Annotated in this window: 14 protein-coding genes; 9 read left to right on the forward strand and 5 right to left on the reverse strand. The window is 58.0% G+C overall.

Annotation, left to right across the window (positions count from 1 at the left end; translation table 11 throughout):
* Positions 1-62 precede the first annotated feature (62 nt).
* On the forward strand, positions 63-1,499 hold the full coding sequence (locus ACQKPS_RS08155; RefSeq protein WP_427603544.1) for an alanine/glycine:cation symporter family protein: 1,437 nt from the start codon (positions 63-65) through the stop codon (positions 1,497-1,499).
* A gap of 126 nt (positions 1,500-1,625) precedes the next feature.
* On the opposite strand, the gene ACQKPS_RS08160 is transcribed toward ACQKPS_RS08155, so the two are convergent.
* Positions 1,626-2,510, reverse strand: a complete 885-nt coding sequence (locus tag ACQKPS_RS08160; protein WP_427603546.1) for a LysR substrate-binding domain-containing protein — start codon at positions 2,508-2,510, stop codon at positions 1,626-1,628.
* A gap of 149 nt (positions 2,511-2,659) precedes the next feature.
* Here ACQKPS_RS08160 and ACQKPS_RS08165 point away from each other — a divergent pair, with 149 nt between their 5' ends.
* The 8 genes from ACQKPS_RS08165 to ACQKPS_RS08200 all read left to right on the forward strand — a co-directional run bounded on the left by ACQKPS_RS08165 (position 2,660) and on the right by ACQKPS_RS08200 (position 10,467).
* The gene (locus ACQKPS_RS08165; RefSeq protein ID WP_427603837.1) at positions 2,660-3,517 is read left to right on the forward strand and encodes a transketolase; all 858 of its coding nucleotides are present in this window, start codon (positions 2,660-2,662) and stop codon (positions 3,515-3,517) included.
* Positions 3,514-4,515: a transketolase family protein gene (locus ACQKPS_RS08170; protein ID WP_427603548.1), complete on the forward strand. Its 1,002-nt coding sequence runs from the start codon at positions 3,514-3,516 to the stop codon at positions 4,513-4,515. Before ACQKPS_RS08165 ends, ACQKPS_RS08170 begins: the two co-directional genes overlap by 4 nt.
* A 149-nt stretch (positions 4,516-4,664) precedes the next feature.
* Positions 4,665-5,945, forward strand: a complete 1,281-nt coding sequence (locus ACQKPS_RS08175) for an MFS transporter (protein ID WP_427603550.1) — start codon at positions 4,665-4,667, stop codon at positions 5,943-5,945.
* Between the two features lie 30 nt (positions 5,946-5,975).
* Positions 5,976-6,374 (forward strand): glucose dehydrogenase, encoded by a 399-nt coding sequence (locus ACQKPS_RS08180; protein ID WP_427603552.1) that lies wholly within the window; start codon positions 5,976-5,978, stop codon positions 6,372-6,374.
* An 11-nt stretch (positions 6,375-6,385) separates the two neighbouring features.
* Positions 6,386-8,416 carry a pyrroloquinoline quinone-dependent dehydrogenase gene (locus ACQKPS_RS08185; protein ID WP_427603554.1) on the forward strand — a complete coding sequence of 677 codons (2,031 nt, stop codon included), beginning with the start codon at positions 6,386-6,388 and terminating at the stop codon, positions 8,414-8,416.
* 58 nt (positions 8,417-8,474) lie between these two features.
* Positions 8,475-9,227, forward strand: a complete 753-nt coding sequence (locus ACQKPS_RS08190; protein ID WP_427603555.1) for an SDR family NAD(P)-dependent oxidoreductase — start codon at positions 8,475-8,477, stop codon at positions 9,225-9,227.
* Between the two features lie 39 nt (positions 9,228-9,266).
* Positions 9,267-9,896: a glutaredoxin 2 gene (grxB, locus tag ACQKPS_RS08195; RefSeq protein WP_427603557.1), complete on the forward strand. Its 630-nt coding sequence runs from the start codon at positions 9,267-9,269 to the stop codon at positions 9,894-9,896.
* Between the two features lie 205 nt (positions 9,897-10,101).
* Positions 10,102-10,467, forward strand: a complete 366-nt coding sequence (locus ACQKPS_RS08200) for a winged helix-turn-helix domain-containing protein (protein ID WP_427603839.1) — start codon at positions 10,102-10,104, stop codon at positions 10,465-10,467.
* A 405-nt stretch (positions 10,468-10,872) separates the two neighbouring features.
* Here the strand turns inward: ACQKPS_RS08200 and ACQKPS_RS08205 are convergent, their stop codons facing one another.
* From ACQKPS_RS08205 to tnpA, 4 genes are all read right to left on the reverse strand, one after another.
* Positions 10,873-11,319, reverse strand: a complete 447-nt coding sequence (locus tag ACQKPS_RS08205) for a GNAT family N-acetyltransferase (protein ID WP_427603558.1) — start codon at positions 11,317-11,319, stop codon at positions 10,873-10,875.
* A gap of 10 nt (positions 11,320-11,329) precedes the next feature.
* Entirely contained in the window at positions 11,330-12,883 is a 1,554-nt protein-coding gene (tnpC, locus tag ACQKPS_RS08210; protein WP_427603560.1) for an IS66 family transposase, read from the reverse strand.
* A gap of 63 nt (positions 12,884-12,946) precedes the next feature.
* Complete coding sequence (gene tnpB / locus ACQKPS_RS08215; RefSeq protein WP_427603562.1) at positions 12,947-13,282, reverse strand: IS66 family insertion sequence element accessory protein TnpB; 336 nt, start codon at positions 13,280-13,282, stop codon at positions 12,947-12,949.
* Positions 13,279-13,599, reverse strand: coding sequence for an IS66-like element accessory protein TnpA (gene tnpA, locus ACQKPS_RS08220; protein WP_427603564.1), 321 nt, complete (start codon positions 13,597-13,599; stop codon positions 13,279-13,281). The genes tnpB and tnpA overlap by 4 nt, the downstream gene beginning before the upstream one ends.
* Between the last annotated feature and the right edge of the window lie 1,514 nt (positions 13,600-15,113).

Consider the following 15,113-nt stretch of genomic DNA (forward strand, 5'->3'; position numbering starts at 1 on the left):
CGCGGTTCTGCCGGCCGCGTGAAGCTCCGCACTACCCAATAAAATAACAATGAGGTTGCGCCATGCTCGAAGCCATCAACGGTTTTCTTTCGGGAAAGCTGCTCATCGTCCTGGTCGTTGGATTGGGCGCCTATTTCACAATCAAGACTCGCTTTGTGCAGCTTCGCTATTTTCTGCACATGTTCAAGGTATTTAAGGACAGCCTCACCAGCAGCTCGACACAAATCAGCTCATTCCAGGCCCTGATGCTTAGCCTGGCGGGACGAGTAGGTGCGGGCAACATTGCCGGCGTCGGTGTGGCTGTTACCCTTGGCGGACCTGGTGCCGTCTTCTGGATGTGGGTCACTGCCTTGGTGGGTATGGCTACAACGCTGATGGAGTGCAGTCTGGCTCAGTTATACAAGCGTAAAGACGCTAGCGGCCAGTTCTACGGAGGCCCATCCTTCTATATAGAGCACGGTTTGAATAAGCGCTGGCTCGGCGTGCTGATGGCCACGCTACTCATCGTCACCTTCGGTTTTTCCTTCAATGGGCTGCAATCCCATGCCGTGACCCATTCCCTCCAGAATGCCTTTGGCGTCAATCCCACCTATTCAGGCATTGTTCTGGCCGTCGTGCTGGGCCTGGTCTTCGTAGGTGGCATCAAGCGTATCGCCAAAGTGGCGGATCTGTTGGTACCAGTCAAAACGCTGGCCTACATCGCGGTAACCCTCTACGTAATCATTCTGCAGTTTGATCACGTGCCAACAATGCTGATGACCATCATCAACAGTGCCTTTGGGTTGGACCAGGCCTTTGGCGGCTTTATTGGTAGCGCCATTGTTATGGGCGTCAAGCGGGGAGTGTTTGCCAACGAGGCCGGTTTGGGCAGCGCACCCAATGTCGCGGCTGTTGCTGAGGTCAAGCACCCTGTTTCTCAAGGCGTAGTGCAAGCATTCAGTGTGTTTTTCGACACGTTCGTGATTTGCACCTGCACTGCACTGCTGATCCTACTCTCGGGTTTTTACACCGCCGGGTTTGCAGGTGACGGCCTGGTACTGACTCAGAACTCGTTGGCGGCGGTGGTTGGCGACTGGGGGCGCATTTTCATAAGCGCCGCATTGGCCTTGTTTGTATTTACCTCGATTCTCTACAACTACTACCTCGGCGAGAACAACTTGAAGTTTATCCTGGGAGATAACCGCAAGATGCTCTTGGGCTATCGTGCGCTTGTTTTAGCGCTGATCCTATGGGGGTCGGTGGAGGACCTTTCGACCGTGTTCGCCTTCGCCGACATCACTATGACGCTATCTGCGTTGGTGAACCTGATCGCGCTCACATTGCTGTGTAATGTTGGGCTCCGGTTGCTAGCTGATTACGACAACCAACGCAAGGCGGGCATAGCTGAGCCCGTCCTGACTCCAAGCGCGTTCGACGACGTCAATATCGACAATAGTATCTGGACAGCATCAGCGACTACGTCTGTAGGGAATCCAGCGATAGTGCCGGGTCATCGTTGAGAGTTATCCTGGAGGGGCGAAAGGACAGCGACAATGAGCTAACTGTCTTTTGTTGCCTGAGCGCCCCAATATAGTAGTGAGCTAGAGAGTCCATCACGACTGCCAGTTACGGTCCGCGATTGCCGATCAGTTCACAGCGAGTTCCTTGAACAGCCATTCTTTGAATTGAGTTACAGCGTGAGGTTGCGTGGGTCGGCGAGGATGCACCAGGTAATGGCCCACGTACCGGACGCTGTGGCTCACCTCACGCAGTGGACGGACCAGGCGTCCACTGGCCAGCTCTTGTTCGGCTACCAAATCTGATTCAAGGACTACTCCCAGGCCACCTGCCGCTGCGGCAATCCCCATGGAGCTGCGGTCGAACGCCAGACCATAGGATTGGGGCGCTTGCATACCGTTTGCTGCAAACCAGCCTTTCCATTGCACCGCCTGCCCATCGCTCTGGATCAAAAAATGAGAGTACAGGTCCTGTACGGAGCGCAAGGACTTGGCAACCTCAGGGCTGCAAAGTGGCGTCAGCTCTTCGATGCGCAGCGGCGTCTTTTCGTGAGAGGACGGCCTGGGCTCGCCATAAACGATATCGAGGTCGAAATCGTCATTGTCGAACAGCGCATAATCCGTGCTAGCGGAGATGCGCAGGTCGATGCCTGGGTGGTCTCTCAAGAAGCCCGCCAGGCGCGGAACTAGCCACTGGCTGGCAAAGGTAGGCGCGGTATGTAAGCGCAGGGGCAGCGCCGGTTCGTTGGTCGCGATGGCCAAACCCCGACTCATCTCTTCGAAGCCGCGTTGGACGTGATCAAGCAGCATTGCACCTTCCGCAGTCAACGCCGTGTGCCTGGTGTTGCGGACGAACAGCGTAATTTCGGCGGCGGCTTCCAGTTTTCGGATCGCATGACTCACCGCACTGGGCGAGAGGTCGAGCTCTTTTGCAGCCTCCACGAATGAGCACGTCCGGCCTGCCGCTTCGAAAACCCTCAGGGCTGATAGAGGCAACCGTTTTAACACTTTCATTGATGAATCCAGTTCATTTGTTAACGAATTAAAACCTTTTGTCGGCTCATTAGTTTTACATGAACATCAGCGGGTTACTCAATTCGATGTTTACTGATGAATCCTCTACATCAGTGACGCCGAATCGCTGGTCACCAATGGAGAACAATATGACCGAGGGTCTCAATGAGCACTTTGCCCGAATGTCGGCGCACGCCTGGCGGATCCGGCGCTTTGCGCTGCGCATGGGTGAGGTCCAGGGCCAAGGCTACGTCGGCCAGGCGCTGGGCTGGGCAGACGTCCTGGCTGTTGCCTACTGCCACGCTATGAACATTCGTCCCGATCAACCTGAATGGGAGGGGCGAGATCGCTTCTTGCTGTCCCACGGACACTACGCCATAGCCTTGTACGCCGCTTTGCTGGAGGCGGGAGTGCTTCCGGAAGAAGAGCTGGAAACCTATGGCTCCGACGATAGTCGGCTGCCGATGTCTGGCATGGCCACCTATACACCCGGCATGGAAATCTCCGGTGGCTCGCTGGGCCAGGGGCTGGCAATCGCGGTGGGTCAGGCGCTGGGATTGCGCCTAAAGGGCAACAAGGCGTTCGTGTACAACTCGATGTCCGATGGCGAGTTGGATGAAGGCGCGGTGTGGGAGGCTGCCATGTCGGCAGCTCACCACCGGTTGGGCAACCTGATCAACCTGGTGGACATCAACCGCCAGCAGGCCGACGGCCCTTCCCACGACATCCTGCAGTTCGAGCCTCTGGTCGATAAATGGGCTGCTTTCGGGTGGCACGTACAGCGCGTCGACGGCAACAACCTGCAGGAGGTGATCAATGCCTTTGATACCGCGCGGGCGGTTCCTGGCGACAAGCCGCGGGTGATCCTCTTCGACACATTGATGGGTAAAGGCGTGCCGTTCCTGGAGCAGCGTGACAAGAACCATTTCATCCGGGTCGAGCCCCAGGAATGGCAGCAAGCACTTGCAGACCTCGATGAGATCCACGCGCCAAGGAGCCACCAATGACTGCCGCTTCCCAAGCAAAGCCGAAGCTCACCACGTCGTCCATGATCGCCTCCATTGCCAGCGAGGGGCAACGCACTACATCTGCGCCGTTTGGCCACGCATTGGTGAAAGCCGGTCAGAAAGATCCCCGGATCGTAGGCATGACGGCAGACCTCGCGAAATACACTGATCTGCACATCTTCGCCCAACGCTACCCTGAGCGCTTCCTGCAGATGGGCATGGCTGAACAGCTGCTCATGGCGGCGGCCGGGGGCATGGCGAAGGAAGGCTTCGTGCCGTTCGCCACTACCTATGCAGTGTTTGCCACGCGACGCGCCTATGACTTCATTCACCAAGTGATCGCCGAAGAAAACCTCAACGTGAAGATTTGCGCAGCGCTGCCGGGCTTGACCACCGGTTATGGTCCGAGTCACCAGGCGACCGAAGACCTCGCGATGATGCGGGCGATCCCCCAGATGATGGTCATCGACCCCTGCGATGCACTGGAAACCGAACAGTGTGTGGCGGCTATTGCCGAGCACAACGGCCCCGTGTACATGCGCCTCCCGCGCGGACGTGTTCCGCTGATTCTCGACGAGTACGACTACAAGTTCGAACTGGGCAAGGCCAAGCTCCTGCGCGATGGCAAGGACGTGCTGATCATCGCCTCGGGCCTGATGACCATGCGTGCCCTGGAAGTGGCTGAAGAACTGGCCAAGAGCACGATTGATACGGCCGTGCTACACGTCCCCACGATCAAGCCGCTGGACGTCCAGACCATCGTCGAGCAGTGCCGACGCGACGGCCGGCTTGTGGTGATCGCGGAGAACCACACCCAGATTGGCGGTTTGGGTGAAGCCATTGCCATGGCGTTGCTGCAAGCCCGCGTGCAGCCCGAAGTGCGCCATGTGGCACTGCCTGACCAATTCCTGGACGCGGGCGCACTGCCGACCCTGCACGACCGCTACGGGATTTCCAAAGAAGTCATGGTTGCGAATATCCAGCGTTGGCTGGGTTGACCGAACGCTCAGCAACCGCGCGATGGTTGCTCACGATCGAGTGCCCGCTGCCCGGGGATCGTGAGTAGCCTCTTTGCCGGAACGTCGAGCACTCGTCCCTGGATCGTCCCAATAAATACAAGGTGATGGCGATGCATAAAGACACCCTGTTGAAAAAGAAGCGCGTTTGGATCTACGCATTTCTCTTTACCCTGACGTTGATCAACTACGTTGACCGAGTGTCTCTTTCGGTGGCGTCCAAAGTGCTCAAGGAAGAGTTCGATATCTCACCGGTCGCGATGGGCTACCTTTTCTCATCGTTCGTCTGGCTCTACTTCCTGGCCCTGATTCCCATGGGCTACCTGGTGGGTCGTTTTGGCCCGAAAAAGGTCAACGGCTACGGGATCGGCGTCTGGTCGGTGGCAACCGCCTGCACGGCCTTGTCGACAGGGTTCATCTCGTTGCTCAGCTGTCGGCTCATCATGGGCATGGGCGAAGCCACCACTTACCCCGCCGGTGCCAGGGTCATTCGGGAATGGATGCCGCTCAAAGAGCGCGGCATGGCCACCGCAGTCTTCCATAGCGGCAGCCTTGTCGGACCCGCCATCGGCGCCATTGGGTTTGGCTGGCTGATCAGTGCGTTTGGCTGGCGAATCGCATTCGTGGTGGCTGGCGCTCTGGGCTTTATCTGGTTGGCCGCCTGGTTGAAGTGGTACAACCACCCCGCCAAGGCCCCTTGGCTGGACGATGCCGAGCGCGCAGAGATCGCTCAGGGCAGCGTCACTTCCACCAGCAGCGCTGCGCAGCCATTTTCTCTCGGGCTCAAGGGTCTGGCCCGCTCCAGCAGCATGTGGGCAATTGCTCTGTCGCACGGCTGCGCGGTATATGCCACCTATTTTTTCCTCACCTGGCTCCCGAGCTACCTGCAGGCCGAGAAGGGCCTGACCGTTATGTCGAGTGGCTTCTACACCGCCATTCCCTATTTGGGTGCGGCCGTGCTCGCCATCGTCATCGGTCGCCTTAGCGACAAGGCGATGCGCCCTGGTGCAGCTGAAACCGGCCAGCGCCGCATGGTAGTCGCCAGCGTGCTGCTGGCGTCCTCGGTGATCTTCTTGGTACCCGCGATCGACAGCACCTGGGCGATTCTCTTCGTGATCACCCTGTCGCTAGCCACCTGCGCTTCGGCGATCTCCCTGAACCTCTCGCTGGTCAACGACCTGGTGCGCTCTGAGGACGATGTCGGTACCGCGGCAGGTTTCATCACCGCGGTCGGCAACCTGTTCGGTCTGTTGGCGCCCATCGTGACGGGCTACGTGGTGGCGGGATCGGGCAGTTTCGCCTTGGCGTTCGTCGTGGTCGGTGCCTTGTTGGTGATCGGCGCGATGCTCTCGATGTTCTGTACCCGTCGACCGATCGGCTTTGCCGCTCCAGGCAACCAGGCGGTGGCTTGAATTACTTGTAATGAAGGAAGCTGTAGCGTCATGAATCAACGAAGTGGTGTGTCCCGCAACAACGACCAGGCGCAGCCTGGTCTGGGCGGGAAGTGGCGGTTGGCAACAGTCGTCCTGGCCTTGACCCTTGGCCTGTTTGGCATGGATCTGTTCGGCGGTGGGGTGTGGCTGATGGTCTTGGGCGGTAGCTGGTACTACGGCCTGGCAGGTGCTGGTTGTGTGCTGACCGCCGCCTTGCTCTGGCGGCAGCGACGCAGCGCCATCCACCTGTTCGCAGTGATATGGGGGCTGACAGTGATCTGGGCCCTGTGGGAAGTCGGCCTTAATTGGTGGGGGCTAGTGCCTCGGCTGGTGGCCATGACTGTGATCCTGCTTTTGATCCTGACTCTGTCGCCGGCGCTGCGCCGCGCCGCCCGCACTGCTGTGTAACGAGGTTCGTCATGTTTACTACCGTCAAACGTGGGGGCGCGCTTGCTCTCGCCATTTCTTGCGCCGTGCAGGTGCAATTCGCTCAGGCTGAGAAGGGGCCGCAGGTTGGCAGTGATTGGCCATTCTACGGCGGCGATCAAAACGCCCAGCGCTTCAGCCCGCTCAAGCAGATCACGCCGGATAACGTCGCACGGCTCGAACGCGCATTCGTCTACCATACCCGAGACCTGCCGAACCCTGGCAGCCGCTATTCACCGGAAACCACGCCCATCAAGGTGGGCAACGATCTGCTGATGTGCTCGGCCAAGAACATCATGATCTCGATCGATGCTGCCACCGGTAAAGAAAATTGGCGACATGACCCTGGGGTAGCGGACCAGGCCATTCCTCATGCGGCGGCGTGTCGTGGGGTGGCGGTCTACACCGCTCCACAACTGCCGGAAACTGCCCAGTGCCGCAGCCGCGTAGTGGAAGCCACGCTGGATGCAAGACTGGTCGCCGTTGACCTGCACACCGGAGAGCCGTGCAAGGACTTCGGTCAGAACGGTTCGGTCGACCTCTGGGAAGGCTTGGGCAAAAAGGTCCCTGGCTGGTATGCCGTCACAGCACCGCCCGCGATCGTCAATGGCGTGGTCGTGACCGGCGCGCAGATCCGCGACGGCCAGGACGAAGATGCCCCATCAGGAGTGATTCGCGGCTACGATGCGGTCACCGGCAAAATGGCTTGGGCCTGGGATTTGGGTAATCAGGACAATGTCCATGGCCCTGCCGAAGGTAGCACCTACACCCGTGGTACGCCGAACATGTGGACGGCGGCTGTGGGTGACGACAAGCTCGGCTACGTCTATCTCCCGATCAGCAACTCCTCGATCGACTACTACGGTTCCAACCGCAGCGAAGCTGAAAACAAATACTCCGACTCGTTGGTAGCGGTCGACGTCAAGACAGGCAAGGACGTCTGGCATTTCCAGGCCATTCGCCACGACGTCTGGGATTACGACCTGGGCAGCCAGCCGACCCTGCTCGACTTCCCGGGCAAGGACGGAGCGCCGGTGCCGGCGGTGCTGTTGCCGACCAAGCAGGGTGATATCTACATCCTCGACCGCGCCACGGGCGAGCCTCTGACTCCGATTGGCGAGGTCAAGGCGCCCAAGGGCGGTTCGGTCGAGCCCAAGTACCTGGCCGACACCCAGCCGACCTCCGAGTGGCACACCCTGCGCAAGGCGCCCAAGACCGAAGCGGACATGTGGGGTTTCTCGCCGCTGGACCAGCTGATGTGCCGCATCCAGTTCCGCCAGGCCAACTACGAGGGGTACCTGACACCGCCTTCGGTAGATCGTCCGTGGATTCAGTACCCCGGCTACAACGGTGGTTCGGACTGGGGCTCGGTCGCCATTGACCCGGTGCGCCGACTGATCATCGCCAACTACAACGATATCCCGAACCTCAACCAGCTGATCCCTCGGGATAAGGCTGAGCAGATGGGGCTCAAGCCAATCTACGCGCCGAAGCCTGACGAGACTTCACTCAACAAGGCCGGTAGCAAGTCGGGCAAGGGTGAAGGCGGCGCTTCTGTCTATCCACAGGTCAACGCTCCCTATGCAATCAGCGTGAATGCGGGTTGGCGGAACTGGGGTACCGGTGTGCCGTGCTCGGCCCCTCCTTACGGTGGCATTCGAGCAGTAAGCCTGGACACCGGCAAGACCGTCTGGGATGAGCCGCTGGGCACCGCGCGTCGCAATGGCCCGTTCGGCATTCCTTCGCACCTCCCGCTCAACATCGGCCTGCCTAACAACGGCGGCACCGTGGTCACCGCTGGCGGCTTGACCTTCGTCGGCGCGGCCACTGACAACCTGTTCCGAGCGATCGACACCGCCACCGGTGAGGTGCTGTGGGAGGACGTTCTGGACGTCGGTGCTCAGGCCAACCCGATTTCCTACGAGGTGAACGGCGAACAGTACGTGCTCGTGTCGGCCTCCGGCCATGCCTTCATGGAAACCGGAACCAGCGACGAAATCATTGCGTACAAGCTGCGCAAGTAATCCAGCGACGGGGCACGCCGTGCCCCGTCGCAGCACTAACTGCCAGAGGAGATAAACCATGGATTTGGGCTTGAAGGATAAACGCGTCCTGGTCAGCGGCGCATCGCGAGGCATTGGACGCGCGATTGTTGAGCTTTTTCTTCAGGAAGGTGCGCAAGTAGCATTCTGCGCGCGCGGTACTGCAGGCGTTGAACGCGCTGCCGCTTTGTTCGGCCCGCGAGCATTCGGTATGGCCGTGGATGTCACCCAGCCCGAGCAAGTAGCGGCGTGGGTTAACTCGGCTGCCGAGCAGATGGGTGGGCTGGATATCGTGGTGCCGAACGTCAGTGCATTAGCTGGCGGAGATGATCTAGGCACCTGGCGTCGTGCATTCGACACCGACCTGCTGGGCAGTGCCGCAATGGTCAAGGCCGCGCTGCCAGCATTGCGCCAATCGACGTCTGCTTCGGTCGTGCTGATCTCCAGCGTCTCCGGGCGCGAAGTCGATATGTTCGCCGAGCCCTACGGAATCCTGAAGGCTGCCTTGCTGCATTACGGCAAAACCTTGTCGGCACGACATGCGAGCGAAGGGATCCGGGTCAATTCCGTTTCCCCTGGCAATGTGTACTTCGCAGATGGCGTGTGGGGCGACATCGAGCGTGATCAGCCGGAAACCTTCGCGAAGTGCCTGGCCGAAAATCCAATGGGTCGCATGGCTACGCCAGAAGAGGTCGCGAAGGCAGTCGTGTTTCTCGCCAGCCCGGCCGCCAGCTTTACAACCGGTACGAACCTGCTTGTGGACGGTGGTCTCACACGGTCGGTGCAATTCTGAGCCAAACGGCCTCGATGCTATGCAAGGTGGCGGAGCGTGATGAAACTCTATATCTACGAACACTGCCCGTTTTGCACGCGGGCGCGGATGATCTTTGGCTTCAAAGGCCTTCCCGTTGATCTACGGGTCATCATGGAGGGTGACGCCGAGACACCCACCCGACTGATCGGGAAGAAAGCGGTGCCTATCCTGGAAAAGGATGACGGAACCCATATGGGCGAGAGCCTGGACATCGTGCGCTATGTCGATGCCATCGGCATACCGATACTCGTCGCTCCCCAAAGCGAGGCATTGGACGCTTGGGTAAAAGAAGTCTGGCCGACCGCGCTCAAGCTCTTCATCCCCCGCTTCGTCGAAGGTGACTTCGCGGAAGTTGCCACGCCGGCTGCACGACAAGCCTACCGGCTGCGTGAGGAGCATGCCTTCGGAAATTTGGATGAATTGCGTAACATCACTCCAATGTTGGTGGGGCAAATCGAGCCCATGCTGGAGGCTTTGGTGCCGTTGTTGACCAGGAAGGTCATCGGGATCAACGACATCACGCTTTGGCCGGTGCTGCGCTCGCTGTCCATCGTTCGTGCCGTCACTTTCCCTGACGCGGTGCGTGCTTACATGGACCGCCTTAGCCAAGAATGCGGTGTGCCTTTGCTGTTCGAGCAGAGCCGCTGATCGAACCAATCCCGCGGTTTCATAGCCTGCAGTTGGCTAATCACAATGCTGACGCGCTGATGATATGTGCCTGCGCATTGGGTTTTGCATATGCGGCAGCTGCTATTCTCACTGTTGAAGGCGTCTACCCACCATGTCTTACAGCCAAAGCACTGCGACCAATACCATCGAGAAATTGGAGTTGACCGCCGCCTGCGGGACAATGATGTTTTTATACATTCAGAAAAACGTGGTGCATCTTCATGATCGCCAATTTCAGCTGAAGCCAACGCCATGCCGGCTCCTGGCGCTTCTGATTCGGTACGGGGAACAGGTGGTGAGTCGCCAAACCATACTGACGGAGGTTTGGGGATATGATTTTAACCCGGGTACCAAAATCATAGACGTCCAGATCTGCTACTTGCGAAAAGCCCTTGCGGCCGTGCATGCACCGTTCGAAATCAAAACGCATCGTGGCAGGGGGATTAGCCTACGCTCGCTGAACAACGTCAGCGCTGGTCACAGGTCTCGGCACTTGCGCTGGTCTCTGCCCAGTGCGTTTGTAGGAGACGCGGCCCACTCAATAGGATGAACGATGTGGCCCTCGCTAAACGACTCTCAATGCCGCGCCGTTGTTGGCTGCGACAGATTTGATTCTCTACACCATTAGCCTGAAATCGCTGTGGAGCTGCTTTTTTTGTTTTGGTGGTCATACGTAAGATTCTCTTTGCACGTGACATGGCCGGGAGTAAGCGCCATGACAAAGCGGATGCTCTGCAATGAGGATTTACAGTTTTGAATTTCAAGGTCATTCGGCGTACCAGAGGACCTCTAGGACGCCGCTTTCAATCCGCTTCCTGCTTCAGTTGCTGCGCTCTAAACCGATCACGGGATGTTGCTTTATCTGAGCCTCCCGCCTTCCTCCTGAGTAAGCGTCCGGCCAATCCACCTCATGCAGAATCGTCATCTTGGGCCAGCCTGTTGAGGCCGCGTCCGGTTATGTAAGGTCTTTTTCGAAGTAAACGCGATTGAAGCCATCCTCAGTGCGCTCCGCTACTTTCACATAACCAAGCTTGGGATATATCGAGAGGTTGTCTGTCATCTTTGCATTGGTATATAGACAAACGGAGTTCACACCACGCTGTCGGGCGGTATTTTCACAAAAGCTAATGAGCCCCTTTCCAATCCCACATCCGGCTGCGCTCGGAAGGACTGCCACATTTTCCAACAGGAAATACCCATCCTTGACATAAAACACAATAAAGCCTTGAAACCCGTTCTGGCCGTCCGTCGCAACATAGACCACTCCTGCCGCTATCTGCGCGACGAAATCGGCGATCATTGGGGCTGGCTTGCGCCCGATTAATGGCACATAACGAGCGTAGGCTTGTTCAGCGCAATTTCTAATATCGGGCTCATCACTTGCGTCGGCTAGCCGGATCATATTGCTTTCCTTAACAACTTTTATACTGCCAAGCTCCAGCCCACTGATGCGGCAGCAGTTGCTCAATTTCACTGGCCCGCTGAGTCGGCAGCCGCATTAGCACATCTTTGAGATAGGCATACGGATCATGCCCATTCATGCGCGCCGACTGGATCAAACTCATGATTGCCGCAGCCCGCTTACCGCTGCGCAGGGATCCCGCAAATAACCAGTTCGAGCGCCCGAGTGCCCATGGCCGTATCTGGTTTTCGACCTGGTTATTGTCGATGGGCACAGCCCCATCATCCAGGTAGCGCGTCAGCGCTACCCAGCGTTTCAGGCTGTAATCGAGGGCTTTGGCCGTGGCTGATCCATTGGGCACCAGATCGCGCTGGGCCAACATCCAGTCATGCAGTGTTTTGCTGATCGGTACCGCCATTTCCTGACGTATTCGCCAACGGTCTTCGTTGCTCATATCCCGAGCCTGGCGTTCAACCTCGTACAAACCGCCAATCGAGTGCAGCGCGTGTTCGGCCAGCTGACTTTTGTTCGCGACATGCAGGTCGAAGAACTTGCGGCGAGCATGGGCCATGCAGCCGATTTCAGTGATGCCTTGCTCAAAGCCGGCTTTGTAGCCAGCGAAGTCATCGCAAACCAGCTTGCCGTTCCAGTCGCCCAGGAAGTTGCGTGCATGTTCTCCGGCACGGCTTGGGCTGAAGTCGTAAACCACCGCTTTGAGCCCTGAAAACGGCGTCGTGCTGTACGCCCAGACATACGCCCGATGGGTTTTCTTCTCGCCTGGCGCAAGCATTTGCACCGGTGTTTCATCAGCGTGGATCACGCCCTGGTTCAGCACGGCTTCACGCAGTGCATCGACCAGTGGCTGAAGCCGCACGCCGGTTTGTCCGACCCACTGCGCCAGGGTCGAGCGAGCAATTGCCAGCCCGGCGCGGCCAAAGATTTTCTCCTGCCGGTACAGCGGCAAGTGATCGGCAAACTTGGCCACCATCACGTGGGCCAGAAGGCCTGCGGTCGGGATACCTTTGTCGATAACCTGCGCCGGCACTGGCGCCTGTATCAGGGTCTCGCACTGACGGCAGGCCCATTTGCCCCGCACATGTTGCTCGACGGTAAACACGCCCGGCGTGTAATCCAGCTCCTCGCTGACGTCTTCGCCGATGCGTTGGAGCTGGCAACCACAGGCGCACTGAGTGTTTTCGAGTTCATGGCGAATGACGGTGCGTGGAAACTGCGGCGGCAAGGGCGCACGTTTCGGGGATTGCCGTGGTTCGGCCTGTGGCGCAGCTGGGAGGAGCTGCTTTAGCTCGGCCTCGATAGCTTCAAGGTCTGTGTCGAGCAGGTCATCCAGCAAGCTGCTTTGCGCCGGGCTGATTTGCTCGCTGCGCTTGGCAAACTTGTGCCGTTTGAGAAGGGCAATTTCGTAAGTGAGTTGCTCAATGACGGTTTGATCGCTTTGGATCTTCCTGCTCATCACCTCGACCTGGGACTGCAACTGCAACGCCTGTGCCGCCAAGGCACGAAGCTGTTCCGGGGTCATCTGGTCGAGGTTGGGCGAGAAAGTCATGCCGCCGATTGTGCCAGAGCAGAAGCGGGACGACGACAAGTAGACCGGCCAAATGGCCGGCGGTTAAAGCACGGTAATCACACCGCCTGCGCCAACGCTTTGCCACGGCAGGCCCAGTACCAACGCCTGGAGTTGTTCGCTGTCGAGTTCGACCTCGTCGCCATGGCGAATGCCCGGCCAGTGGAACTTGCCTTGATTCAGTCGTCTCGCTGCGAGCCAGACGCCCACGCCGTCGTGTACCAGCACTTTCATCCGGTTAGCCCGGCGATTGGCGAACAAATAAGCGCAGTGCGGCTTCGCCGCACCGAACACCGCGATCACCCGGGCCAATGCCGTTTCGGTGCCGGCGCGCATGTCCATCGGCTCGGTGGCCAGCCAGATCGCATCGATGCGGATCATTGAGCGACAGCCCGAATAAACTGCGCGCAACCCTCAGGATCCGAGGCTGGCCATTTCACCGTGATCACTTGCCCGGCCATGGGTAACTCAATGATCACTGGTGCTTCGGCTGACCGTTTAGGTGCGGCTTTTAGCGGGACGAATGACGGCAGTGAAGCCACTGCGGGCTGATCTCGATAGAGCGGCATCCATTTGCGGATGACGTTGGCATTGATGCCGTGGCTGATGGCGACACTGGAAATGGATGCGCCAGGTTGCAGGCATTCCTGAACGACCTGGGCTTTGAATGGTTTTGGATAAGAGCTTCGTTGGCGCATGGAAATCCTGGCGATAAGGGCGATCGCGTCCGCTTAAAAATACGCGGACACCATCGCCCTTAATGCTGGAGTTCGGAAGGTGAGTTCGCCGAACGCTTTACCCTCCTGAAGAGTTTTTTGCCACCAAACTACCCAATGATGTGCACGGTGCGCAATTTAGCTATCGCGTGCGAAATTCACATTACTCACTCGTTTCGTGATCTTGCTCAACTCCGTTGATCACTAGCCGAATCGGGCGATTGAGCGATATTGTTGGCACAGTGCCACCTATGAATGGACCCGAGCGCCATTGCGTAACAAGCCGGTAAGGATGGCAAACAAGGAGAGAATATGAGTCAGGCTTGGCCGTACGCCGGCGCCCGCTGGTGGAAATCGATTTTCACACTCACACCCCGGCATCAAAGGATACGACTGTTTGGCAATCCGTCAAATCGCTCGGTATCTATGGGGCACGCCAGAGCAGCCCCGGCTAACACTCCGGATCACCGCAGTCGAGTCAACAGGGGCATGGTTTGCGCGCCTTATTGGATTCTTCTTTCTGATCATAGGTTGTGTCAGTGGACTGACTATCATGGTGAAGGGGAGCAGCTTCGGAGCTTTCTTGGCGGGTATGGGGTAGAGGTGATGTTCATAATTGGAGCCGCCCTAGTTTCGTCGCCCTTCAATAGCTATCGCACTGCGCGGCCTTTTCAGAAGTATTTGGAAACCCATCCTGAGATCCTTGATGAGGTTCCGACGACCCCTTCCAGTCCCTCCAGCAAGGGATCAATCCATGAGGCGGAGCGTGCCAATACGGTTCAGACTTAAAAACTCTATTACAATCAAATAGTTAACTCAGTTTGCAGAGTTTATTGTCTGTGCTTTTTGCTGGGACTCTAGATTTCTCAGAGGATGACAACTTGGCAAAATGTCAGCAGCCCCTGCAGCCTGCACTCCGTCACTGATTGAAGATACGGTCTTTATTGAGGGAAACCACGGTTCGGGTTCTGAGGGGTGACCATGGATAGTTCAATCATCCCCACACGGCGAGCCACGTGCGGCGACCGGATCATGCAGGGCCTTGCAGGCCTGCAGCTTGATGTCGAGTTAGGCCGGAACGAGCAGTTGAAACTCCAGCGTCGTGCTGTCCTGCGCGGCATTCGGGCCGGTCTATGGGCTGACGGTCATGGACTGACGATTGACGAAGTGGTGCAGGGGCTGATACCTACTATCAGGCCGTGGCCGCGCACAGAAACTACGCTGGGAACCGCAGCCAACTGGGTACGCAACTCTTAGAGCAGATGCCGCCCCATTTCAGCCGCGTGCTGAGGTGTCTACAAAACCAGGGGCGATTCAGCATGCTCAAAATCATGGAGCGCAAACGAAGAGCAGGTCGCTGGAACGCCCAGCCAGTGGGGGTTGTAAACTACTTTTTTTAACTGTAAACCACAGAGGTTAACAATTAAAAAAGTAGTTTACACGCTGCGATGGGCGTGGGTCTGGCATGACCTCTATCCCATCGTTTCTAATGCCCC

Origin of the sequence: Pseudomonas sp. NPDC086566, assembly GCF_050280885.1 — a bacterium.
Lineage (GTDB): Bacteria > Pseudomonadota > Gammaproteobacteria > Pseudomonadales > Pseudomonadaceae > Aquipseudomonas > Aquipseudomonas vlassakiae.